General features: G+C 45.5%; 21 protein-coding genes. 20 read left to right on the forward strand and 1 reads right to left on the reverse strand.

Going from position 1 to position 23,839, the window contains the following annotated elements; translation table 11 throughout:
* Nucleotides 1-87: 87 nt before the first annotated feature.
* The gene (locus FYJ51_RS05730; RefSeq protein ID WP_154504121.1) at nt 88-1,692 is read left to right on the forward strand and encodes a CTP synthase; all 1,605 of its coding nucleotides are present in this window, start codon (nt 88-90) and stop codon (nt 1,690-1,692) included.
* Nucleotides 1,693-1,706: 14 nt separating this feature from the next.
* Nucleotides 1,707-3,293 carry a glutamine-hydrolyzing GMP synthase gene (gene guaA / locus FYJ51_RS05735; protein ID WP_105303191.1) on the forward strand — a complete coding sequence of 529 codons (1,587 nt, stop codon included), beginning with the start codon at nt 1,707-1,709 and terminating at the stop codon, nt 3,291-3,293.
* Nucleotides 3,294-3,477: 184 nt separating this feature from the next.
* Here guaA and FYJ51_RS05740 read toward each other — a convergent pair whose 3' ends face one another.
* Nucleotides 3,478-4,029, reverse strand: a complete 552-nt coding sequence (locus FYJ51_RS05740; protein WP_154504123.1) for a helix-turn-helix domain-containing protein — start codon at nt 4,027-4,029, stop codon at nt 3,478-3,480.
* A gap of 174 nt (nt 4,030-4,203) precedes the next feature.
* Here FYJ51_RS05740 and FYJ51_RS05745 point away from each other — a divergent pair, with 174 nt between their 5' ends.
* From FYJ51_RS05745 to FYJ51_RS05825, 18 genes are all read left to right on the forward strand, one after another.
* A complete protein-coding gene (locus FYJ51_RS05745) occupies nt 4,204-4,404 on the forward strand; it encodes an ICEBs1 excisionase (protein WP_154504125.1) in 201 nt (66 codons plus the stop codon).
* A complete protein-coding gene (locus FYJ51_RS13720) occupies nt 4,401-4,817 on the forward strand; it encodes a tyrosine-type recombinase/integrase (protein WP_235897234.1) in 417 nt (138 codons plus the stop codon). Before FYJ51_RS05745 ends, FYJ51_RS13720 begins: the two co-directional genes overlap by 4 nt.
* 44 nt (nt 4,818-4,861) lie before the next feature.
* On the forward strand, nt 4,862-5,521 hold the full coding sequence (locus FYJ51_RS13725) for a site-specific integrase (RefSeq protein WP_235897235.1): 660 nt from the start codon (nt 4,862-4,864) through the stop codon (nt 5,519-5,521).
* 5 nt (nt 5,522-5,526) lie between these two features.
* On the forward strand, nt 5,527-5,835 hold the full coding sequence (locus FYJ51_RS05755) for a plasmid mobilization protein (RefSeq protein WP_154504127.1): 309 nt from the start codon (nt 5,527-5,529) through the stop codon (nt 5,833-5,835).
* A gap of 156 nt (nt 5,836-5,991) precedes the next feature.
* Nucleotides 5,992-8,403: a phage NrS-1 polymerase family protein gene (locus FYJ51_RS05760; RefSeq protein WP_154504129.1), complete on the forward strand. Its 2,412-nt coding sequence runs from the start codon at nt 5,992-5,994 to the stop codon at nt 8,401-8,403.
* 268 nt (nt 8,404-8,671) lie between these two features.
* The gene (locus tag FYJ51_RS05765) at nt 8,672-8,881 is read left to right on the forward strand and encodes a hypothetical protein (RefSeq protein ID WP_154504131.1); all 210 of its coding nucleotides are present in this window, start codon (nt 8,672-8,674) and stop codon (nt 8,879-8,881) included.
* A 44-nt stretch (nt 8,882-8,925) separates the two neighbouring features.
* Complete coding sequence (locus tag FYJ51_RS05770) at nt 8,926-10,191, forward strand: hypothetical protein (protein ID WP_235897238.1); 1,266 nt, start codon at nt 8,926-8,928, stop codon at nt 10,189-10,191.
* Between the two features lie 219 nt (nt 10,192-10,410).
* Nucleotides 10,411-11,472, forward strand: coding sequence for a Fic family protein (locus FYJ51_RS05775; RefSeq protein WP_154504135.1), 1,062 nt, complete (start codon nt 10,411-10,413; stop codon nt 11,470-11,472).
* 15 nt (nt 11,473-11,487) lie between these two features.
* Nucleotides 11,488-12,999: a class I SAM-dependent DNA methyltransferase gene (locus FYJ51_RS05780; protein WP_154504137.1), complete on the forward strand. Its 1,512-nt coding sequence runs from the start codon at nt 11,488-11,490 to the stop codon at nt 12,997-12,999.
* Between the two features lie 20 nt (nt 13,000-13,019).
* On the forward strand, nt 13,020-14,126 hold the full coding sequence (locus tag FYJ51_RS05785; protein WP_154504139.1) for a restriction endonuclease subunit S: 1,107 nt from the start codon (nt 13,020-13,022) through the stop codon (nt 14,124-14,126).
* A gap of 5 nt (nt 14,127-14,131) precedes the next feature.
* Nucleotides 14,132-14,491, forward strand: a complete 360-nt coding sequence (locus FYJ51_RS05790) for a hypothetical protein (RefSeq protein ID WP_154504141.1) — start codon at nt 14,132-14,134, stop codon at nt 14,489-14,491.
* A 15-nt stretch (nt 14,492-14,506) separates the two neighbouring features.
* The gene (locus tag FYJ51_RS05795; RefSeq protein ID WP_154504143.1) at nt 14,507-17,815 is read left to right on the forward strand and encodes a DEAD/DEAH box helicase family protein; all 3,309 of its coding nucleotides are present in this window, start codon (nt 14,507-14,509) and stop codon (nt 17,813-17,815) included.
* 51 nt (nt 17,816-17,866) lie between these two features.
* Nucleotides 17,867-19,666 carry a GmrSD restriction endonuclease domain-containing protein gene (locus FYJ51_RS05800; protein WP_154504145.1) on the forward strand — a complete coding sequence of 600 codons (1,800 nt, stop codon included), beginning with the start codon at nt 17,867-17,869 and terminating at the stop codon, nt 19,664-19,666.
* Between the two features lie 38 nt (nt 19,667-19,704).
* Nucleotides 19,705-21,447: an RNA-binding domain-containing protein gene (locus FYJ51_RS05805; RefSeq protein ID WP_154504147.1), complete on the forward strand. Its 1,743-nt coding sequence runs from the start codon at nt 19,705-19,707 to the stop codon at nt 21,445-21,447.
* Between the two features lie 101 nt (nt 21,448-21,548).
* Nucleotides 21,549-22,106: a hypothetical protein gene (locus tag FYJ51_RS05810; RefSeq protein ID WP_154504149.1), complete on the forward strand. Its 558-nt coding sequence runs from the start codon at nt 21,549-21,551 to the stop codon at nt 22,104-22,106.
* Nucleotides 22,107-22,703: 597 nt separating this feature from the next.
* Nucleotides 22,704-22,994 carry an IS66 family insertion sequence element accessory protein TnpA gene (gene tnpA / locus FYJ51_RS05815; protein WP_105303206.1) on the forward strand — a complete coding sequence of 97 codons (291 nt, stop codon included), beginning with the start codon at nt 22,704-22,706 and terminating at the stop codon, nt 22,992-22,994.
* A gap of 2 nt (nt 22,995-22,996) precedes the next feature.
* Nucleotides 22,997-23,353, forward strand: a complete 357-nt coding sequence (tnpB, locus tag FYJ51_RS05820; RefSeq protein ID WP_154504151.1) for an IS66 family insertion sequence element accessory protein TnpB — start codon at nt 22,997-22,999, stop codon at nt 23,351-23,353.
* Nucleotides 23,354-23,478: 125 nt separating this feature from the next.
* Nucleotides 23,479-23,839 (forward strand): transposase (locus tag FYJ51_RS05825; protein WP_205946209.1); only part of this gene is annotated, 361 nt, incomplete at its 3' end.

Here is a 23,839-nt window from a genome sequence, read left to right on the forward strand (position 1 = left end):
CCGTACCGAGAGGCAATAAAAAAAACGGCTTGAGGGCCGTTGGGTTTAAAGCCTCTCTTTATTTGTGGAGGCAGAAAGGAAAGAAGTATGAAGTACATTTTCGTTACGGGCGGTGTGGTATCAGGACTTGGCAAGGGAATTACTGCTGCTTCGCTGGGCAGACTTCTGAAGCAGAGAGGGTTCAAGGTGATTTCTCAGAAACTTGATCCGTATATCAATGTCGATCCGGGTACGATGAGTCCTTACCAGCATGGTGAAGTTTTCGTTACCGATGATGGTGCAGAGACCGATCTTGATCTTGGACACTATGAGCGCTTCATCGATGAAGATCTGAATAAGTATTCGAATCTCACGACTGGAAAGGTCTACTGGAATGTGCTTCAGAAAGAGCGCCGCGGCGAGTATCTCGGCGAGACGGTTCAGATCATTCCGCATATCACCAACGAGATCAAGCGCTTCATCTATTCCGTCGGTGAGAAGGCTGGTGCCGATGTGGTGATCACAGAGATCGGCGGAACGGTCGGCGATATTGAATCACAGCCGTTCATCGAAGCAATCCGTCAGATTGCCATCGAGCATCCGGCAGAAGATGTGTGCTTCGTGCATGTGACGCTGGTTCCGTTTATTCCGGGATCTGATGAATACAAGTCCAAGCCGACCCAGCATTCCGTCAAGGAACTGCAGAATTCCGGTGTCCGTCCGAATATCATCATCACCCGCTGCGATGGCGAGCTTCCGGAAGATGTCAAGCATAAGATTTCTCTCTTCTGCAATGTCAAGCCGGACTGCGTGATTGAGAATACGACGGTGGAATCGCTTTATGATGCGCCGATCATGCTGGAACGTCAGCATTTCTCTGAGATTGTCTGCCGTGAGCTGAACATGAATCCTAGAACGATTGATCTCACAGAATGGAACAAGATGCTTGATCGGATCCACAATCGTTCCAAGCATGTGACGATTGCACTGGTCGGCAAATATGTGAAGCTTCATGATGCGTATCTTTCTGTCAAGGAAGCACTGCATCACGGCGGTTATGAGAATGATGCGCATGTCCGCATCAAGTGGGTCGAGTCAGAAGGAATCAATGAAGAGACTGCTCCGGAGATCTTTGCTGGCGTGCAGGGCATCATCGTTCCGGGCGGCTTCGGCGACCGCGGCATTGAAGGGATGATTGCGAGTGCGAAATATGCTCGTACGCATAATATTCCGTATCTCGGATTATGCCTCGGCATGCAGATTGCGGTAATTGAATTTGCCAGAGATGTGCTTGGCTATGCGGATGCGAATTCCAATGAATTCAATGAGATGAGCACACATAAGGTCATCGACTTCATGGAAAATCAGAGTGATGATATCGATAAAGGCGGCACGATGCGTCTAGGTGCATATCCGTGCGTGATCAAGGATGGCAGCCTGCTGATGAAGTGCTATGGGCAGAAAGAGATCCAGGAGCGTCATCGTCATCGCTATGAGTTCAATAATAAGTACCGGGAAGAATTCATCGCTCATGGAATGGATATCGTCGGTACGTCTCCGGATGGAAGACTGGTGGAATCGGTTGAGTGCAAGGATGATGATTTCTTCATCGGTGTTCAGTATCATCCTGAATTCAAGAGCCGCCCGAACCGGGCTCATCCGCTGTTCCGTGAATTCATTGCGGCAGCAGTGAGAAAAGCAGAGGCTGAATAATTCATTCTGTTATAATGAGAAAGCTTTTGCTTTCTCATTCTTTTCAAAGGGAGGAAATACAGGTGACCGAGAAGATTGTTGTTCTGGACTTCGGCGGGCAGTATAAGCAGCTGATTGCCAGAAGAGTGCGCGAGAATCATGTCTACTGCGAGATTCATCCTTACACGACTTCGCTTGAAACCCTGAAGGAGATGAATCCGAAGGGAATTATTCTGACGGGCGGACCCGACAGTGTGTATGCAGAGGATTCGCTGACCTGCGACCCGGGGCTGTTCAGCCTTGGAATTCCGGTGCTCGGGATCTGCTATGGCTCCCAGCTGATGGCATATGAACTTGGCGGCAAAGTAGAAACTGCACCGGTGAGCGAGTATGGCCATACAGAGCTTCATGCGGATTTCACGGATGGAATTCTGAAGGGATGGAAAGACGTCTCGACAGTCTGGATGAGTCATACTGACTATATTTCTGAAGCTCCGGAAGGATTCAGAGTTGCGGCTCATACGGAAGTATGCCCGATTGCGGCAATGGAAAATCCGGAAAAAAAGCTGTATGCGGTTCAGTTCCATCCCGAAGTCGTGCATACGGAAGAAGGAAAGAAACTCTTCAAGACGTTCATCTTTGATATCTGCGGATGCGCCGGCGACTGGAAAATGGATTCCTTTGCGGAGACAACCATCAGAGAATTAAGAGAAAAGATCGGCAATGGCAGAGTGCTCTGTGCGCTCTCCGGAGGAGTGGATTCTTCAGTATGCGCAGTGCTTCTTTCCAAAGCAGTCGGCAAGCAGCTGACCTGTGTGTTTGTGGATCATGGACTGCTGCGCAAGGATGAAGGAGATCAGGTTGAAGCAGTATTCGGACCGGAAGGACCATATGAACTGAACTTCATCCGGGTCAATGCTCAGCAGTATTTCTATGATAAGCTCAAGGGTGTGACAGATCCGGAACAGAAGCGGAAGATCATCGGTGCTGAATTCATCAATGTCTTTGAGAAGGAGGCCAAGAAGATCGGTCATGTAGATTATCTGGCTCAGGGAACGATCTATCCGGATGTTGTGGAATCCGGGATCGGGAAAGGTGCTGTGATCAAGTCTCATCATAATGTCGGCGGTCTGCCGGATCATGTGGATTTCAAGGAGATTGTGGAACCGCTTCGTTCTCTCTTCAAAGATGAAGTGCGCCAGGTAGGTCTGGAGCTTGGAATTCCGCGCAGCCTGGTTTATCGCCAGCCATTCCCGGGACCCGGACTTGGCATCAGAATTGTCGGGGAAGTGACCGAAGAAAAGGTGAAGATCGTTCAGGAAGCTGATGCGATCTACCGGGAAGAACTTGAAAAAGCCGGAGTTGATATGGGCAAGGGACAATTCTTTGCGGCATTATCTAACATGCGGTCTGTCGGCGTGATGGGTGACGGAAGAACTTATGACTATGCAGTGGTTCTGAGGGGAGTCATTACTTCAGACTTCATGACTGCAGAAGCAGCAGAGATTCCGTGGGCAGTTCTTCAGACCTGCATGAACAGGATCATCAATGAGGTGAAGGGGGTCAACCGTGTCATGTATGATCTGACCAGCAAGCCTCCCGGAACCATTGAGCTGGAATAAAAACACGAATCCCTGTAAGTCTTGAATCTATGAGGCTTACAGGGATTTTTTTATGCCCTCTGGGTACAGTTTGGGTACAAATCTTTATTCTTATGAGATTTCCGCCTGTGATTTATGGCTGGCCGAAATGAAAACAGGATGCGTTTATGATCTTTATGACACGCACCCTGTTATCACCAGGTTATCAATCTGGATTTTTGGGGTTGAGTCCCATCTGATCCATGATCGCGTCGTGCTTCTTCTGGGCTTCGAAAAGTTCAGGATATGGCTCGGTGACCGGATAGGTATCCATCCACCAGTCAAATTCTCTATAAGCCTTTTCCAAAGCTTCTTTTCGTTCTTTTACGTTCTTGATTTTGTCCGCTTTCTGGATGTCTTCCTCATATTTCTTATAACGCTGGAACCATGACTGCATCAGCATGAGCGAGTTGAAACGAATGGCAACACAGTCGTTGCCATCGTCATCCTTCGTCTCAAAAAGAGCACCACCAAAGTTCCGATACATCTGAAAAAGCTGATGCATTGCGGAGACTCCGTTCACTTCGGAATTTTTCAGTACTTCCACGTTGACACCGAGCGCGTCTGCCAGTGTTTGAAGTGACGCTGGCTTAGGATTCCGTCGGCCGGACTCATAAGCCCGGATATAGGATTCGCTGACGCCTATCATGTCACCGAGTTCCTTCAGAGTCAGTCCACGCGCTTTACGGAGACGCCGGATATTTTCACCAATCGTCATGGCATACCTCCCTGTCTGCAAGAACACAGACATACGAAAACAGCGTAAAAAAATTTCTATCAAGAGCATAACACGAGATTTTAGGTACCGCAACAAAATGATATTGACAAGTAGCAAAAAGATACGTTATTATTAGCGTATCAAAATGATACGCTTAAGAAAGGAGAATGGCATATGGAACAGAAGATGTATTACACGGCACAGGAGATTGCACAAATGCTCGGCATCAGCCAGGGGAAGGCATACAAGATTCTCCGGGAAATGAATGCACAGTTGAAAAACAAAGGTTATCTCACGATTCCCGGAAAGATTCCTACAGAGTATTTCCGGGAGAAGTGGTATGGCGCTGAAAGAAAGGAGGCAGTGAGCGTATGAGCTGTATACCGAAGAGAGATCCCAATGGCACGTGGCGGATTCAGTACCGCTGGAAAGACTATACGGGAAAGAACTGTAAATCACAAAAGCGCGGATTCCGGACGAAGAAAGAAGCGGAGGAGTGGTACATGCAGTTTATGCTGCAGCAGTCCGATGACATCACAATGACGCTCTCAAAGTTCTGGGAGGTGTACAAGGATGATATGAAATCCCGGATCCGTGAGACGACGATGCGGAATAAGGAATATATCGTCAGAGACAAGATTCTCCCCTATTTTGGGGATACGCCGCTCAATGAAATTACGGCTCCGAAAATCCGCAAATGGCAGAGCAGTCTGATGGAAAAGGGCTACAAGCCGACGTATCTGAAAACCATCAACAACCAGCTGAGTGCAATTCTGACTATGCGGTGAATTACTACGATTTGAAATCAAATCCCTGTCATAAGGCAGGAAGTATGGGAAAAAGTCACGCAGACAAGATGGAATACTGGACATTGGACGAATTCAACAGCTTTGAGGATGCCATCGTGGACAAGCAGACTTCATGGATTGCATTCAAGATTCTGTTCTGGACGGGGATGCGTCTGGGAGAAATGCTGGCACTGACGATTGGCGACATTGATTTCGATAACGGTGTGATTGAAATTTCAAAGTCGCTGGCAAGACTGGACGGCAAGGATAAGGTGACACCGCCGAAAACAGAAGCATCCAAGCGGATTATCACCATGTCACAGGAGCTGAAGCAGGACCTGCAGGAATATATTTCCACGATCTATCGACCGACGCCGAAGAAGCGGATTTTTGCCAATATTACGAAGAGCTATCTGGAACATGAGATGAAGCGTGGTATTGAAGCATCCGGAGTGAAGAAGATTCATCTGCACTGCCTGAGGCATTCCCACGCATCCATGCTGGTGCAGATGGGATTCAGCCCACTGGAGATCGCAAATCGGCTGGGACATGGGAGAGTTACGACGACGATTGAAACCTACTGCCATCCCACCATGGACGCACAGCAGCGAATTGCAGACAGGCTCAGTGCTATGGAGACAGAGCAGGAGGACAAGAAAGTTAAAAACCGCATAGTGGAAGCAAGTAGTCAGGGAAAGGAGTGAGGATCATGGCATGTGAGAGAAAGGCAAGGTTCCGCCGCAATACGATTGCATTCTGGCTGAGCGATGAAGAAAAGAAGGCTGTTGAAGCCAGAATCGCTCTGTCCGGTCTTCCGAAAGGCGAATACTATCGCAGAAGCATTCTTGGGAAGCAGATACAGGTGATGGGAGGTCGGTATCAGAGTGCAAAGCTGGCTGCGACTTTGGAGAGTCTCTATCGAAGAGCATCCGAAGAAAAGAACAGAGAGGCAATGGAAGAACTGATTCAGATTCTGACGGCGCTTCTTAAGGAGTGGGGGAAGGATGAAGAATCGTGAGAGAAAGTTCTGTCAAAGAAAAGGCTCCCGTCCGGCGAGACAGAAGCCTTAGATGACAGGTCAGGATACCAGTAATGGCAGCTGTGATGCCTATCGCGCACAGCAATAGTATATCACAGCTGTCTCGGATAAAAACGAAGAAATCAGGGAGGCAGCATGCAGAGAAGTTATGAATTTCTGCCAGATGAATTAAAGCGAAGAGGACTGTTCTGTACCTGGCGTGCGGAGCAGCGGAACGGAAGAATAACAAAAATTCCGTACAATGCGGTAAGCGGACAGAGGGCGAAAAGCAACGATGAATCCTGCTTTACGAGCTTTGAAAAGGCCGCCGGTGCAGTGGGATACAGTGGAATCGGAGTTGGTATCTTTCACGGCATCTGTGCGGTGGATCTGGATTACTGCGTCGATGAGAACGGAGCCGTGTCGGATAAGGCAAAAGAAATTGTGAAGCTGATGCACAGCTACACGGAATACAGTCCGAGCGGAACCGGTCTGCATATCCTGTTTCTGGCAGAGAATTACCAATACGATACGGATCGCTTCTATATCATGAATCACGCATCCGGTATCGAAGTGTATGTGGCCGGGGTGACAAACAAATTTGTGACGGTAACAGGAAATGAAATCAGAGACCACTATCCGTTTGAGAGCCGGACGGAGGAGCTGAATGTGCTGCTTGAACGGTACATGACACGAACGAAAACGGAACCGAAAGAGACTGCAAGAAATGCAATAAATGCAAGAAAACCTATGGCCGACCGGGAACTGATCATCCGCGCAGAAAGAAGCAGGAATGGGAAAGCTTTTCGAAAGCTGATGAGCGGTGACTGGAAGGGAGACTATTCATCTCAGTCAGAAGCAGACATGGCTCTCTGCAGCATGCTTGCATTCTGGACAGGAGCAAATGCCTGGCAGATGGATCATATTTTCCGGCATTCAGGGCTGATGCGTGGAAAGTGGGATAGCCCCCGGGCCGGAAGCACATATGGGGCAGATACGATTCAGAAAGCAATTGATAGCTGCAAGGAAGTTTACACTCCCGGGAATACAAGCCGTGGCATTTGTTCATTCGAAGCAAGACCGGATGGAGATGAGCGGACAGGAACAGAAACACAGGAGTTTTGTCCTCTCGTGCCTTTGAAACCGCAGCAGAACGAGCTTCCGCCCTTTCCGGTGGAATGCCTGCCGGAGCATCTGCGGAATTTTGTTTCCGCCGTTGCAGAGCATAGTCAGACGTCACCTGATATGGCAGCTGTCATCGGACTTGGTGTTCTGGCGGTATGCCTGCAGGGAAAGTATCAGGTACAGGGGAATCTCGGCTACTGTGAACCGCTCAGTCTCTATACAGTGGTGATTGCATCGCCAGGGGAACGAAAGTCCAGTGTAATGAAGGATATGACGAAGTATCTCTATGATTACGAGCATGATTTCAACGAAAGTCATGCGGAGGAAATCCGGGCGAATAAGCAAAAGAGGGAAGATCTGGAACGGCAGATCGACGGTCTTCAAAAGAAGCTGGAAAACAAACGAAATCCGCAGATGGAGAATGAGCTTCATGAATTGGAGACGCAGCTTGAACAGATTCCGGAGATGAAGCCCGCAAGATTTTTTGCGGATGATTGTTCCAGCGAGGCGCTGACAAGTCTGATTGCGAGCAGTCACGGAATCTTCTCCGTGATCTCTACAGAAGGCGGAATCTTTGACATTATGGCCGGACGATATTCCGGGAAAGCCAATCTTGATGTCTGGCTGAAAGGCCACTGCGGCGATGCAATCCGCGTGGACCGGATGGGAAGAGAACCGGAATATATCCCGCATCCCGCGCTTTCTGCGATTCTCTCCATTCAGCCAAGTGTTCTCGACGAGATCATGTCCAATACCACCATGAACGGAAGAGGACTGATTGCGAGATTCCTGTATTCCACACCGCCGTCGCGGATTGGCACTCGTGTATTTCGGACAAATCCGATTCCTCCGGAAGTGGATGCCGCATATAAGAATCTGATCTATCAGCTGATGGCGCAGGGATCATCGGAAGCGGTGCAGACGGTAGTTCTCTCGCCGGAAGCGGAAGCATTGATCTCAGATTATTTTGAAGAACATGAACGGTTTCTGATCGGGGAGGGACAGGGAATTGCTGACTGGGCGTGCAAATACATTGGTTCGGTTCTGCGCATTGCCGGTCTCCTTCATCTGGCCAATTGTGAAAAGGGTCAGCTTGAAATCCCGGTAACTGTAATGCGGAATGCCATATCTATCGGGAAGTATTTTCTGGCTCATGCCATGTATGCCTACTCCATGATGGGCACGGATCTCTCCATCCAGAAAACAAGATTTGTCTGGGGGAGACTGAAGAAAAAGAATGTCAGAACCATCAAGAGATCAGATCTCTTCCAGATGTGCCGCGGAAAGTTTTTTAAGAAAACAGAGGAGATACAGCCGACACTCGATCTGTTAGCAGGGAATGGCTATATCCGCATAGAAGAGCCGGAGAGAAGCAGTGTCGGAAGGCCGGCAGATATGCTGGTAGTGATCAATCCGGAAGCTATGAAGTTGGAACGGATTTAATGCATTTATTGCATTTCCTGCATGATTGTCGGAAAGAAAAATTGAATCCTGGCCGGACACGGCCACAACGAAAAGCGCCGGATACGGCGATAACAAAAACCAAAGATGACAAAATGAAAGATTTTTAAACTACACCAGATGCCGAAAAGGAAGAGCCCTCGGCGACTGAGAGCGAAATACTCCCTTTGCACAAATCTGCGATTTATGCAAAGGATTTCGTCCTCCGGAGGCCCTCCGGGGGCTCGCAATTGCGAGAGGGGAGGATTCTATGCCAAGACATTCCTTTATACGGATGACAAAGCTGACCGACGTTCGGGGGCGTGTCGACTATATCAGCAACCCGAAAAGACAGGAGCATCTGTATGCATCGTACAGCACGGTGAAGCCGGAGTTCTGGCAGTATCTGTCGGAACAGGCGCAGCATGATTTCTGGAAGAGCAATCAGAAGACGGGAAAATGCATTGAGGGCGTGAGCTGATCATTGCCCTTCCGGAGAGTCTCGGGAAAAAAGATCCGGACCTTCTGCTCCAGCTGTTTACGGAGACGTTCCGCCAGAAATACGGCGTGCAGTGCACGGCGGCGCTCCACCATAACAAGACCATGACCAACTATCACATCCATCTGGTTTTTGCGGACCGGGACACGCTGGAGAAAACAGACGTGAAGCGGGCAACCCGGAACATGTTTTACGACGAAGCAGGCCGGCATGTGCGGACGAAAAAAGAAATTCTGGATGCGGACGGCAACATAAGACCCGGATGCCGGATCCTAAAGAAAGGTGAGATCTATGACATCAAGTGGTTCTCCGGAAGAAAAGACGTGTTCAAGGACCGGAACTTCCTCGATGATGTCAAAGTGCTGTACACAGATCTGATCAACAAGGTCGTGGAGCATGAGGAGGACAGACTGCAGATCTTTGATGCATCTGGTCCCTACCTTGCCACAAAGAAGATCGGGAAAAACAATCCGAGGGAGGACGAAATCCGAAGCGACAACCAGCTCCGGCAGGAATGGAACCAGACGGTAGATCAGGTTTTGATTGCGGGCGGCAGCCAGGAGGAAGTGACGGCGTTCAAGCGGGAAGAAGTGGTGCAGAAGGTATCAGAATCCGTGCAGATACATGGGCCACAGCCGGGACTTTTGGCGGGAATCTTAAGGAGAGCGATCGCTGTACTGAAGGAATTTCTGGATCTCCTGATGCAGTCCGTGAAGGAAGAACCGGAAGTTCGTGAGACAGGAAAAAGTTCCAGCAGGACAGGATCCGAATTGCACGAAAAGCAGAAATCCGAGCACCCGGATTCCCGCGATGCAGAGTTTCGATTCATGCGGATTGAATCGGTTCATCAGAAGCTTTACAAAACCAACCGCAAGCTCTATGCACTGCAGAAACAGAAAGAAACGGTCCAGCTGGCGCTGGATCATAAGCCGAAATCCATCCTTCATCGCAGGGAACGCAAGGAGCTGCAGGAACGGATCGATGGACTGGAGCGTCAGATCACATTTTGTCGAAATCAGCTGTTCCTGATTCCGGATGCAAACGGATTTGCCAGTGTAAGGGAAGCAGAACAGGAATACCATGCAGCGAAGAAAGTGCTGGAGCAGGTGCGCAGAGCACAGGCGAAATGGGATGGAATCATCACTCAGGATGAGAAAAATATAGAGCAGCCAAAGCCGCGGACACAGAAACTCAGTGTTCTGAAAAAACTTGCGGAGAAGCAAGCAGAAACGTCAGAACGAAATATAAACCATGCCGATACGAAAGTATACAGAAAAGAGGCCAGCCTGTAGATCTGCGTTGACATTCTCAGATCCGTTCAGACAGGCCAGTAGAATGGCAAGGGGCATACTCTATATCGAGCTGATATCAGGGTTGTAATTTGATCATTGTCCTTTCAATATGATCATCTATGAAAATATGATCATATTGAAAGGCTTGATTTCAATTGCATCATATGATATGTTAAATGTATCAATAGCTTGAAAATGATCAAAATAGAGGATCGGGATATGCGTGATTTCTCCTATCGGAACAAGTGGACAAAACTGCTTACACCTCAAATTGTAAATTACCTGACAGCGATTCATGAGTATAAGGGAAGACAGGAACTGATTGCGACCAGGCATGCAGATGTTCTGCAGAATCTTGTTGAAATTGCAAAAATTCAAAGCACGGAAAGCTCGAACAAAATCGAAGGCATTTACACTTCGGATGAGCGGCTGAAGAAAATTGTTCTGGATAAGACGACGCCGCATTCCAGAGATGAATATGAGATTGCCGGATATCGGGATGTCCTGAACACCATCCACGAGAACTATGAACACATTCCCATCAAGCCCGCATTGCTACTGCAGCTCCACCGCGATATGTATAAATTTGAGGAGACAAGAATCGGTGGCAGCTGGAAATCTTCCGAAAACAGGATTGAGGAAGTGGATAAAGATGGAAATCGGAAAGTGAGATTCCAGCCTGTTTCAGCCTTTGAAACACCAGAGGCGATGGAGCGGTTGTGCAGGGCATATCAGGAGATTTTGTCAGATGCACAGGTTGATCCACTGCTTGTGATCCCGATGTTCATTCTTGATTTTCTGTGCATTCATCCGTTCCTTGATGGAAACGGCAGAATGAGCAGACTGCTTACACTTCTTCTGCTATATAAAAATGGATATTACGTAGGCAGGTATATCAGTATTGAGAAATTGATCGAGACAACGAAAGATGGGTATTATGATGCACTGCAGGCAAGTTCAGCAGAATGGCATGAAGGAAGCAATGACTATATGCCGTTTGTTGCCTATATGCTTGGCGTCATCACAGCTGCCTACCGTGAGTTTATGGAACGCACGGAGCTTGTGGAAGAACAAAAGGTTTCAAAACCAGAGCGCATCGAAGAAATGCTTAAGAAAAAATTCGGGACTTTTACAAAGACGGAGATACAGAAAGAATTTCCGAATATCGGTCAGGCTACGATACAGAGAACGCTTTCGAAGCTCCAGAAGGAAAACAAGATTATTAAGATCGGCGGCGGTCGTTATACGAAGTATCGCTGGAATTGGGATAACGAAGAGTAGACCCGGGAGGAAGGTATGATTACAGGCGAACTAAAAAACAGAATCGATGGTTTATGGGAAATCTTCTGGACGGGAGGACTTACCAATCCGCTGGATGTCATTGAGCAGATGACATACCTTATGTTCATTCATGACCTAGATGACAGCGATAATCTGCACGCTAAAGAAAGCGCCATGCTGGGGCTCCCCTATGAAAGCATATTTGCCGGAGAGGTTAAGATTGGGGACCGGATTGTTGATGGATCGCAGCTCAAGTGGTCGGTTTTTCATGATTTCCCGGCGCAGAAGATGTATTCCGTCATGCAGGAGATGGTATTCCCGTTCATCAAAGATCTGCATGGTAATAAAGCGAGTGCCTATGCAAAATACATGCAGGATGCAATCTTCAAGATCCCAACACCGCTGATGTTATCCAAGATTGTGGACGCGATGGATGACCTTTATCATCAGATGAGCGGTCTTAAGGATACCGATGTCCGCGGCGATGTCTATGAATATCTCCTGTCCAAACTGGCGAATTCCGGTGTGAACGGACAGTTCCGGACACCGAGACATATCATCAAAATGATGGTCGAGCTGATGCAGCCGGGACCGGACGAAATTATCTGTGATCCGGCATGTGGCACATCAGGTTTCCTCGTGGCGGCGGGTGAATATGAAAAGGAACATCACAGGGAAGAGATCTTCTTTGACCGGGTGAAAAAAGACCATTACATGAATCATATGTTCCATGGCTATGACATGGACCGGACGATGCTGCGTATCGGCGCCATGAACATGATGACGCATGGCATTGACAATCCTTATATCGAATATCGGGACAGCCTTTCCGATCAAAATCCTGACCGTAATAAATACACACTGATTCTGGCTAATCCACCTTTCAAGGGGAGCCTTGATTATGACATCGTTTCAACAGACCTGCTGAAACTGTGTAAGACAAAAAAGACGGAGCTGCTCTTTGTGGACTTGTTCATCCAGATGCTGAAAGTTGGCGGACGCTGTGCCTGCATCGTTCCGGATGGTGTACTTTTTGGGTCCTCAACAGCGCATAAAGCAATCCGTAGAGAGCTGATTGAAAACCAAAGACTGGAAGCGGTGATCTCCATGCCTTCCGGTGTGTTCAAACCGTATGCAGGAGTGTCTACCGGAATTCTGATTTTTACGAAGACAAATCATGGTGGCACTGACAACGTCTGGTTCTATGACATGAAGGCGGATGGCTTCAGTCTGGATGACAAGAGATCGCCGACCGAAGCAAACGACATTCCGGATATTATTGAGCGCTTCCAGCATCGGGATCAGGAGCTGAATCGTGAGCGGACAGAGCAGTCTTTCATGGTGCCAAAGCAGGAAATTGTTGATAACGGATATGATTTGTCTATCAACAAGTACAAAAAGGTTGAATATAAGCCAGTAGAGTATCCGCCGACAAGTGAGATTTTAGCTAATATTCGAAGCTTGGAAGCAGAGATCACGGAAGATCTGAATGATCTCGAGAAGATGCTGGCTGATGAGCCAAATTGATATTTGTGGGGGGATGACAAATGCAAGTAAAAATAGGTGATATTACAAAAATCAGAACAGGAAAATTGGACGCGAATGCATCATCTGTAGATGGAGTATATCCTTTTTTTACATGCTCAAAGGAACCATTAAGAATATCAACCTATTCGTATGACTGTGAGTGTGTTCTTGTTGCTGGGAATGGAGATTTGAACGTTAAGTATTACAATGGTAAATTTGATGCGTATCAGCGTACTTATATAATTGAGGATAATAGTGACGGAAAACTCTTTATGCCATATCTTTACTATTTTATGGAAGGTTACGTAGAGGAACTAAGGAAGCAAGCAATCGGCGGAGTGATTAAGTACATCAAGTTAGGAAATCTGACGGATGCAATGATCGAATTACCAGACGTAGAAATACAGAAGAAAATTGTAGATATTCTATCTAAAATAAAGGAAGCATTGTATTCGATGAACCGTCAAATTGATATGTTGGATACCCTCATCAAAGCCAGATTTGTCGAGATGTTTGGAGATCCGATTATTAATCCAAGAGAGCTTCCTGTATCAGATTTAGGACATTTAAGTGAGTTGATAACAAAAGGTGCTTCTCCGAGCTGGCAGGGATTTTCATATACTGATGATGCAACGCAAACCTTATTTGTTACAAGTGAAAACGTTAGAGAAGGCTATATAGACATATCGTCACCAAAGTATATTGAAGATGGTTTTAATGAAAAACAGAGACGCTCTGTGCTCCAAAAAGGTGATTTTCTTATTAATATTGTTGGAGCTTCAATAGGTAGAGCTGCTCAATTTACTTTGGATTGTAAAGCGAACATAAATCAAGCTGTGGCATTGGTAAGGATCGAGGATAAGAGAATTAGAGATAGGTACTTGTTGGTATATCTTAATTCAGAGAAAGCTCAGCAGATGTATAATTCGATGAAATCTGATACTGGAAGAGCAAATCTTAGCCTTCAAGATATTAGTAATCTATCTATTTTGCTTCCGCCTGTAGAGGAGCAAATAACATTTGAGAATATTGTTACCCAGGTCGACAAATCCAAAGTTGCTGTTCAAAGGTCATTAAATGAAACGCAAATATTGTTTGATAGCTTAATGCAGAAATATTTTGGGTGAGTGGGATGCAAGAATATATTCCTTCAATAATTTCAATAATGGTCGCTATTGTTTCTGGCATCGCAAGTTATGCGGCGGCTAGTAAAAAGGCACGTAGTGAACTTGAAACATTAAAAGAGTCAAATAAGCATGATCTGGAGAAGCTTTTAGAGCAGCATAAGCTTGACTTAGAATCACTTGAACATAGTCATGCAATGGAAATAGAGAAAATCAACCTTGAATTTAGGCATCAACTTGAGTTGCAACAAGCGGAATTTAATAATCAGCTTGGCAGCGATCTTATAAAAGAAGTGATGAAACTCCCTGAAGTTCGTCAACAGATAGGTCAATCTGTGAGAAACGGAAATGTCAAGAAAAGGAAATAGTGAGGAATTTGCGCGATGACGAATTTCGATTATCTGAACTCTGAGCCACAATTCCATACATTTGCACCAGTGGCAATCTCTGCGGAGAAGATTGCGGTGATTGATCCTTCAGCCAGCATTATCAACTGCCGGCGTGCCATGGAATTTGCCATCAAGTGGATGTATTCCGTGGATAAGGCTCTCGTCATGCCCTATCAGGACAATTTGGTTACACTCCTGCATACGGAAGAATTCAAAGATTTGATGGATGACAGTCTTTGGCGGCGTCTTGATTTTATCCGGCGTATGGGAAACCAGGTGGCGCATACCGGAAAACCGGCAACGCTAGATCAGGCAAAGCTGTGTCTGAAGAACCTGTTCCTTTTTATGGACTTTGTTTCCTATTGCTATGGAGAAAATTATCAGGAACGTAAGTATGATGAATCACTGCTGGAACAGCCTGCAGAGATTCCTGAAGCTGCAGCAGATTCTAAAAAGGCATCAGATGTCGCTGAAGTTGATCTGAAAGCACTGATCGCAGAGAACAAGGCGCTTAAAGAAGAGCTGACCAGACGCCGGGAAGAGCTGGCACCGGGTTACGTCACAAAGCCGCTGGATCTTTCTGAATTTAAGACAAGAAAGATTTACATCGACTCCATGCTGGTGGATGCCGGCTGGACAGAAGGGAAAGACTGGTTGAATGAAGTTGAACTTGACGGAATGCCGAATGCTTCCGGCAAGGGATATGCGGACTATGTGCTCTATGATGATGCGCATCGTCCGCTTGCGCTCATCGAGGCTAAGCGTACCTGCGTGGATGTGTCCAAGGGGCGTCAGCAGGCAAAACTATACGCTGATATTCTGGAACAGCAGTATCATCGGAGGCCGGTTGTATTCCTGACGAATGGCTTTGATACAAGAATAGTTGACGGACAGTATCCGGAGCGACAGTGTGCAGCGATCTGGTCAAAGCGCGACTTGGAGAAATGGTTTAACCTGCTGTCCATGCGGACAAGCCTACGAAATGTGGTAGTAGATAAGCAGATTGCAGGGCGATATTATCAGGAAGCCGCGATTAAAGCGGTCTGCGACAGCTTTGATAACAAGAATCGCCGAAAGGCGCTGCTTGTTATGGCGACCGGATCTGGCAAGACAAGAACCGTCATCGCACTCTGTAAGGTGCTGATGAATGCCGGATGGATCCGCAACATTCTCTTTCTTGCGGACAGAACTTCGCTTGTGGTGCAGGCAAAACGGAACTTTGTATATCTCCTTCCGGACCTTTCCTGCAGCAATATCACAGAAGAGAAAGACAATTACGGTGCGCACTGCATCTTCTCTACCTATCAGACCATGATTAATCTCATCGACGAAGCCAAAGATGAAGATGGCAAGATTTTCTCCTGCGGTCATTTTGATCTTGTGATCTGCGATGAGGCACACCGCTCTATCTACAACAAATACAAGGATATTTTCAATTACTTCGATGCACCGCTTGTCGGTCTGACTGCAACGCCCAAGGATGAGATTGACAAGAATACTTATGAGGTCTTTGATCTGGAAAACGGCGTACCGACATATGGGTATGAGCTGGCACAAGCTGTGCAGGACGGGTATCTGGTTGACTTCCAGTCCGTTGAGACAACTCTGAAATTCATTGATCAGGGTATTGTTTATGACGAACTGTCAGATGAAGAAAAAGAGGAATACGAGAAGGATTTCATTGATGAAGATGGAAATCTTCCGGAAACTATTGGCTCGTCTGCGCTGAACACCTGGATCTTTAACGAAGATACCATTCGGAAAGTTCTGCAGACGGTGATGACACAGGGGCTGAAGATCGATTACGGGGAAAAGATCGGCAAGACAATTATCTTTGCCAAAAATCATGCTCATGCAGAGAAGATCCTTGAGGTGTTCCATGAGGAATATCCGCATCTACCGGATGACTTTGCCAAAGTAATTGATAACCGGATCAATTATGCGCAGAGTGCGATTGATGAGTTCAGCGATCCGCGGAAACTCCCGCAGATTGCCATTTCGGTCGATATGCTGGATACCGGTATTGATGTACCGGAGATTCTGAATCTTGTGTTCTTCAAGAAGGTGATGAGCAAGGCGAAGTTCTGGCAGATGATCGGCCGTGGGACAAGGCTCTGCCCGGGACTTGTGGACGGTAAGGATAAAGACAAATTCTATATCTTTGATTTCTGCGGGAATTTCGAATTCTTCCGGATGAACAAGGGAAAACCATCCGCCAATCAGATCGCATTGCAAGGGGCAGTCTTTAACCTGGAATTTCAGATCGCATATAAACTGCAGACATTGGAAAATCAGACGCAGAGATTAAAAGCATATCGGGATAAACTTGTTGAAGTAATGTGCGGAAAGGTATCGGAATTAAACCGGGAAAACTTTGCGGTCCGGCAGCATATCAAGTATGTAGATCTTTATTCGAAACCGGAAGGGTATCAATCCCTGTCTTATGAAGACACATTGACCATCCAGGATGAGCTTGTTCCGTTGATTCTGCCTGATCCTGACCCGGCAAGTAGCGTCCGCTTTGACGCGCTGATGTACGGAATAGAACTGGCTTATCTTTCCGGGGAGAAGTATGCAAGAGCCCGGAAGGATCTCATGAAACACGTGAGAGCCTTGGCGGATATTGCCAACATACCGGCAATTCAGGGGAAGTCTGAGCTGATCCGTATGATTCTGCATACAGATTATCTGGAAAATGCCGGGATTGATGAGTTTGAAAAGATCCGGGAAGAACTGCGTGGCCTGATGGTATACATACACACGCCTTCTGTGCGTTACGATACGAATTTTACGGACGATATCCTGAATATGGAAGTTCATGAATCTGAATTGGATTATGGAGAACTGGCCAATTATAAAGCAAAGGCAGAATACTATGTGCGGACACATCAGGACATGATCACGATTGCGAAGCTGAAAACCAACAAGCTATTAACGGCAAACGACGTCGAGATTCTGGAAGAAGTGCTCTGGAGTGAGGTTGGCACCAGAGAAGAGTACGAACAGGAATACGGGGACAAGCCTCTCGGCGAATTTGTCCGCAGTATCGTCGGCCTTGATATGAATGCGGCAAAGGAAGCATTCTCTGCGTATTTGAATGATGTGAATCTGGACAGCCGTCAGATCTATTTTGTCAATCAGATCGTGGAATATATTGTTCACAATGGGATGATGAAAGATCTGTCCGTTCTGCAGGAAGCACCATTCACAGATCATGGAAGCATCGTGGAGATCTTCCCAGACCTAAATGTGTGGATGGGGATCCGGAAAGTAATCGAACAGATTAATGCCAATGCAGCTTAAATCGTTGAAGATGACTTGTAGCTGGTAATTTATTGGAATGGAAGGGAATGTATGTCACAATTTAACGTTTATAGCACATCTGTCGAAGATATTATCGGGTGGGTCAAATCCGGGGAAGTTGCAATTCCGGAAATTCAGCGTCCATTTGTCTGGGATTCGTCAAAAGTACGAGATCTCTTGGATTCTCTGTATAAGGGTTTTCCAATAGGCTATATCATTGTTTGGAAGAATCCTGATGTGAAACTGAAGGATGGGAGCATATCTTCTGGAAAGAAGATCTTGATTGATGGACAGCAGCGTGTAACTGCCCTTCAAGCTGCTGTTGCCGGACTTATGGTAACCGGGTCAGACTATAAGAAGAGAAGGATTCGAATTGCATTCAATCCTGTGGCAGAGACATTTGAAGTATTGAACCCTGCAATTGAAAAGGACAGCAAATGGATCTCTGACATTTCCGAGATTTTTACGACAACATTTTCCGAGTGGTCATTTATACCGAATTATTGCCAGACAAATAATATTGTCGGTCAGGAACAAGCGGTGGCGTCTGCGATCACGAAGTTGAAATCTATTTTGAATATCAGTCTGGGTGTTACAGATCTTAGTCAGACGCTTACGATTGATGAGGTTACCGATATTTTCATTCGGATCAATTCTCAGGGAGTTGTTTTATCTCAGGCAGATTTTGCTATGTCCAAGATCTCTGCGGATGACCTGTATGGCGGAAATGACACCAGGAAGATGATAGATTATTTCTGCCATTTTATGCAGAGCCCAATCGATTATGAAATGATTGCCTCCAATGATACAGAGTTTGTTTCTTCTGGAGGAATGCAGAAAATTAAGTGGATTGTCAATGAAACAGAGGATATCTATGTTCCGACGTATTCAGATGTGCTACGGGTCTCCTTTACGCATAAATTTATGCGTGGAAAGATAGCAGACCTGGTAAGTCTTCTGTCTGGACGTGATTTTGAAACCAGAGAGAATCTGGAAAGCATAGCAGAGGATTCGTTCCATAAGCTTCGTTCGGGTGTGGAAGACTTTGTGAATGAAACAAACTTTAAGCGCTACATTATGATTGTGAAATCTACCGGAATCATTGATCCGTCGCTCGTTCGTTCTCAAAATGTGTTGAACTTCGGGTATATTTTATATCTGACGCTCAAAGATAAAGGCATGAATTCGGGATTGATAGAGAAGCTTGTTCGTAAATGGATTGTGCTTTCCATGTTAACCGGTCGGTATTCAGGCGCTTCCGAATCAGCGATTGATTATGATATCAAACGGTTTACGGAAATGGATCCAGAACAGTTTATTGCTACTACGGAAGAAGGAGAATTGTCTGACGCTTTCTGGAATACTGTACTTGTACAGAGGCTGGACACATCCGTATCCAGCAGTCCTTATTTCCTTTTATTCCTGATGGCACAGGTGAAATTGGGCTCGCGCGGATTCCTGTCGGAGCAGATTGACGTTGAGTCATTGATTCAACAGCGTGGAGATATTCACCATATCTTCCCAAAGAAATATCTTCAGAAGAATGGCATAAATAACCGCAAAGACTACAATCAGATTGCAAACTATGCCTATACACAATCAGAAATCAATATCAAGATCAAAGATGATGCACCGCGTGTCTATATGGCTGAAATGAAGAAACAGGTTACTGGTGGCGAGCTGCAGTATGGTGGCATCACGGACGAAAACGATCTTAAGAAAAATCTGGCTGAGAATTGCGTGCCAGAAGAGTTTGTAAATATGGATATTCGCAATTACAGGGAGTTTCTCGAGAAACGGCGTGTTCTGATGGCAGGATTTATCCACAGATTTTATAACAGCCTCGGGTGATAGTTGTGATTTACGGCAATACATAAGAGAGGTCTTCAATGACGGAAAAGGAAATATTAGATTCGCTGAAATACGGAGAAAAAATAAATTTAGAATGCAAGAAAGCGGAATCGAAGATTCCTAATTCTGTGTGGGAAACTTATTCATCCTTTGCTAATACGGATGGTGGATTGATTTTATTTGGAGTTGAGGAACATCTGAGGGAAAAAGATCCGGAAAAGCGCTTTACATTAGAATCGATCACTAATCCGCAGCAGAAATTGACAGACTTCTGGAATACTATTAACAGTGCCAAGGTGAGTACTAATATTTTGGTGGATTCAGACGTCGGGATTTGCAAAGTGCGTGGCGCTGATATTATGTGGATCAATGTTCCCCAGGCAGACTACAAGGCAAAACCTGTATATATCAATGAAAATATTAATAAAGGTACATTCAAGAGAAACCACGAAGGTGATTATCATTGCACAGTAGAAGAAATCAAGGCAATGCTCAGGGATGCGAGTGATAGCGGTAATGACGGCACACTCCTTGTTAACTACACGATGGATGATATTGATGCTGCATCACTGAAATCTTATCGCATTGAATTTGAACATAACAATCCAGATCATGTATGGAATGGCGTCGATGACGAGACTTTTCTAAAAAACATGGGCGGATTTGCGGTTGATCGGAAAACAAAGAAGGGATGGCTGACTGCGGCAGGACTTTTGATGTTTGGAAAAGGTCTGGCTATACGTGAGCGATTTGATAATATCCGCATGGATTATCTGGATGAAAGTAATTTGGCCCCTGGAAGCAGATGGAGTGATCGACTGACCTATGATGGCATGTGGGAGAATAACCTATACAGCTTTATGAGGTTAGTGATGCCAAAACTTGTTAGCGGAATCAAGCGTCCATTTAATCTACAGGGAATGGCTCGGAATGATGATACAGCTATTCATAAAGCAATCCGTGAAGCAGTCGTCAATATGCTGATTCACAGTGATTATCAGATCACAGGAGTGCTTTCAATTGTGAAGGAAGATAAAGGTTTTTGCTTTTCAAATCCAGGAAGTTTGAAATTGCCAATCCGAGCAATTTACGAAGGAGGTCATTCAGTTGCGCGTAACCCGAGAATTCAAATCATGCTTCGTATGATCGGCTATGGTGACAATATAGGCTCGGGATTTCCTACAATTTTGAGTGCATGGGGAGATGAAAATTGGCGTAAACCGGATTTGAGTCAGGATGAAGAGCTTCATCAGGTCACGCTGAAATTATGGATGATTTCTACGATGCCCAAAGAGTGTACAGATCACTTGAAGAAGTTGTTCGGAAGTGTATATACGCATTTATCGCAGAATGAACAGCTGATCCTAGGAACAGCTTATCTTGAAGGCAGCGTTACGAATAGCAGATTGCAAGCATTACTTGATTTACACAGCACAGACGTTGGACATTTATTATCTGACCTTACAGCAAGAAATCTGCTTTTAGTAAACTGGAAAGGCAGATGGTCCAGCTATCAGGTAAATGAAAATTATCAACCGGAGGCGGAGCAAATAGATCTGAGTGATATATCGACTGACGATCAAAATAACCTTAGGAAATCAGATCAGATGATATATGAGTATATTTGCACAAATGGGTTTATTACCTCGTCACAGGTTATTTCTTTGGTGCCGAATATAACAACAAAATCCGGAGCGACGGCAGCGTTGAGAAGATTAATAAAGGATCAGTTGGTTGAGAAGGTTAGAGAGGGAAGGCAATTCATATATAAGAAAAAATAGAACAACTGAATAGGACAACTGAATAGGACAACTGAGTTGCGGTATCAGTTGTTCTATCAGTTGTTCAATTGTGAGATCCGTTGTTGTATGTTGAGGCAGATATGAAGAGTTTTGATATGCGTTTTGATGAGAACGTGTTTAAGAATTTTATCGGACAGACTTTTCATAAATACAGATGTGATCCGCTTGTATACACATCATCGGTAACTCAGATTGTCGGATTATATATCGGCGATGAGGTTTATAAAATGTCCAATGTGCAGGAACCGACAGACTATTATGGAAATATGGACGATATAGCAATCTATCGATTCACAAAGGTACGAGAGGAAGATATTCGTTCAGCTATGTCAGATGTAGAGCAGACAGATAATCCTGTTGAGGGCAAGATAGAAAAGATCGTACTTGTCAATGAAAATCAGAAAGTCTATGAAAACGGTGACCAAACGTATGATGCATGGCTGACACGTGGTGTGATCTTCACGGTAGATGGATGCGAAATATCGTTTGAGAAACAAAACTGGCCGTATTCTGAAGAAATTAACGTCGAGTGTGGCTATAATCTGATAGATAAGTTTAGCGATGTAAATGATTTTTCGGAAGACTGGAATTCGGGGATAAAAGCAGTGGTTACCCGTGAAAATGTCGTACTTCAGTAACCAGGATAAGCAGTCAAGGCTATTTGAAGCTGAATAATTGGTGATAGCAATGAAGCCAGTGGGTACAAATTGGGTACACTAGCATTGAAAGGAGGTGAACAAGAAAGAAAAACGCATCAAAATAATACGCTTTAAGAATGAAAATCAAGCAAATTCATGACTTATATCGGATTCGAAGTCGAGCTCGAATAGTTTCTAAAATCCCGCAAGCTCAATAAAATCAAGGGTTTGCGGGATTTTTTTGACTTCTCTGACCGCAAAATGACCGCACATGGAGGGAAAAATACCATAATATCAGAATTGCCAATTGGAACAACAGAATAGGATAACTTAGTAGTGGTATTAGTTGTCTTATCGGTTTTAATTACTGAAACTCGAGAAGATCGGTAGGGGTACTAATTGATGAGCGATCGACTGACTTGAATACCCTTACTGGTTGCAACCATTGGGTATAAATTGGGTACATCAGTTGCAATACTTTTTTGATCAATAGAGTTAGTGGATGAACAGATGAGACTTCTGTAAGCGTCAATAGGACTGCAACTTGTTGGAGGCTGCCGAAGACCATATCCTGGAGAGAGGCTAAGGAGAAGGATTATGGTAAAAGATATTCATACTCATGAATGGTGGCTTCCGTTTCTGACGGAGTATCAGCAGAGCGGGAAAACCATCAAGGATTACTGCAAAGAGAAAGGGTTCAATTATGATGCATTCTACTGGCACCTCCATCGTGAGCAGAGAGAAGCCGTCGATGATTGCGGTTCTGATTGTTATGAAGTGCTTCCGGTCGCAGTAACCGATCACACTAGTGAGTTCATCAGGGTTGAGATCAATGGAGTAAACATCTGCGGAAGTACGGATGACCTCCGCAGACTTCTGGGGATCTGATTATGAAACTGGTAAGAGATGACGTCAGGCTGTATCTGATTACCGGAACTGTAGATATGCGTATGGGAATTGACGGGTATATTGCGGTGGTGCAGAACAGACTGCATATGAATGTCTTTGACAATTCCATATTCCTGTTCTGCAACAAGGATCACAGCAAGCTGAAGATGCTGTACTGGGATTCTACCGGGTTCTGGCTATTCTACAAACGGCTTGAAAAAGGAAACCATTTCAAGTGGATCCGCGATGAAGAAAATCATTCAGCTGTAATCAGCGAGGAGCAGTACGGATGGCTGATGCAGGGACTGAAAATTGATCAGAAAAGGTCTATAGAAGCAGTCTCGAAAAAGTATGCGTGAAGCCTCAGAAAAAGGCTTAATTATAAGCTTTTATGAGGTTTCTGCGGTATAATAATTACGTGGAAACTGAGGCAGAATTCAAACAGAAATACAGTTCACTCACTGCTGATCAGATGCTTGATGCAATGTATCAGATGTATCTGGCCAACTGCTCTCTGAAAGAGAGAATCAACAGTGCTCGCCGTGATAAGTTCGGTTCAAAAAGTGAACATGTTTCTGTTGAACAGCTGTCTCTTTTTAATGAAGCTGAGTTTGTTGCAGATCACTCTTCGGATGAGGTTTCCGAGCCGGAGCAGAAGCCGGAAACAAAAAAGACAAAACAGAAGAAGTCTCGTAAAGATCATCTGAAGGAGCTTCCCGTAAAGAAGAGAACCGATCTTTACCCTGAATCCACTGAAGTGGATGGTCATAAGATGAAGGAGATTGCGCCTGAGGTAATCCGCATTTCTCATTACCAGAGAGCGGAATACTATACGGAAGAAATCA

The organism is Stecheria intestinalis (assembly GCF_009696165.1).
In the GTDB taxonomy this organism is placed as follows: Bacteria; Bacillota_I; Bacilli_A; order Erysipelotrichales; family Erysipelotrichaceae; genus Bulleidia; species Bulleidia intestinalis.

Bases quoted from the DNA above. Each gene is read 5' to 3' on its own strand.
- FYJ51_RS05730 (WP_154504121.1), top strand. From the start codon at position 88: ATGAAGTACATTTTCGTTACGGGCGGTGTGGTATCAGGACTTGGCAAG.
- guaA (WP_105303191.1), top strand. From the start codon at position 1,707: ATGAGAAAGCTTTTGCTTTCTCATTCTTTTCAAAGGGAGGAAATACAG.
- FYJ51_RS05740 (WP_154504123.1), bottom strand. From the start codon at position 4,029: ATGACGATTGGTGAAAATATCCGGCGTCTCCGTAAAGCGCGTGGACTG.
- FYJ51_RS05745 (WP_154504125.1), top strand. From the start codon at position 4,204: ATGGAACAGAAGATGTATTACACGGCACAGGAGATTGCACAAATGCTC.
- FYJ51_RS13720 (WP_235897234.1), top strand. From the start codon at position 4,401: ATGAGCTGTATACCGAAGAGAGATCCCAATGGCACGTGGCGGATTCAG.
- FYJ51_RS13725 (WP_235897235.1), top strand. From the start codon at position 4,862: ATGGGAAAAAGTCACGCAGACAAGATGGAATACTGGACATTGGACGAA.
- FYJ51_RS05755 (WP_154504127.1), top strand. From the start codon at position 5,527: ATGGCATGTGAGAGAAAGGCAAGGTTCCGCCGCAATACGATTGCATTC.
- FYJ51_RS05760 (WP_154504129.1), top strand. From the start codon at position 5,992: ATGCAGAGAAGTTATGAATTTCTGCCAGATGAATTAAAGCGAAGAGGA.
- FYJ51_RS05765 (WP_154504131.1), top strand. From the start codon at position 8,672: ATGCCAAGACATTCCTTTATACGGATGACAAAGCTGACCGACGTTCGG.
- FYJ51_RS05775 (WP_154504135.1), top strand. From the start codon at position 10,411: ATGCGTGATTTCTCCTATCGGAACAAGTGGACAAAACTGCTTACACCT.
- FYJ51_RS05780 (WP_154504137.1), top strand. From the start codon at position 11,488: ATGATTACAGGCGAACTAAAAAACAGAATCGATGGTTTATGGGAAATC.
- FYJ51_RS05785 (WP_154504139.1), top strand. From the start codon at position 13,020: ATGCAAGTAAAAATAGGTGATATTACAAAAATCAGAACAGGAAAATTG.
- FYJ51_RS05790 (WP_154504141.1), top strand. From the start codon at position 14,132: ATGCAAGAATATATTCCTTCAATAATTTCAATAATGGTCGCTATTGTT.
- FYJ51_RS05795 (WP_154504143.1), top strand. From the start codon at position 14,507: ATGACGAATTTCGATTATCTGAACTCTGAGCCACAATTCCATACATTT.
- FYJ51_RS05800 (WP_154504145.1), top strand. From the start codon at position 17,867: ATGTCACAATTTAACGTTTATAGCACATCTGTCGAAGATATTATCGGG.
- FYJ51_RS05805 (WP_154504147.1), top strand. From the start codon at position 19,705: ATGACGGAAAAGGAAATATTAGATTCGCTGAAATACGGAGAAAAAATA.
- FYJ51_RS05810 (WP_154504149.1), top strand. From the start codon at position 21,549: ATGAAGAGTTTTGATATGCGTTTTGATGAGAACGTGTTTAAGAATTTT.
- tnpA (WP_105303206.1), top strand. From the start codon at position 22,704: ATGGTAAAAGATATTCATACTCATGAATGGTGGCTTCCGTTTCTGACG.
- tnpB (WP_154504151.1), top strand. From the start codon at position 22,997: ATGAAACTGGTAAGAGATGACGTCAGGCTGTATCTGATTACCGGAACT.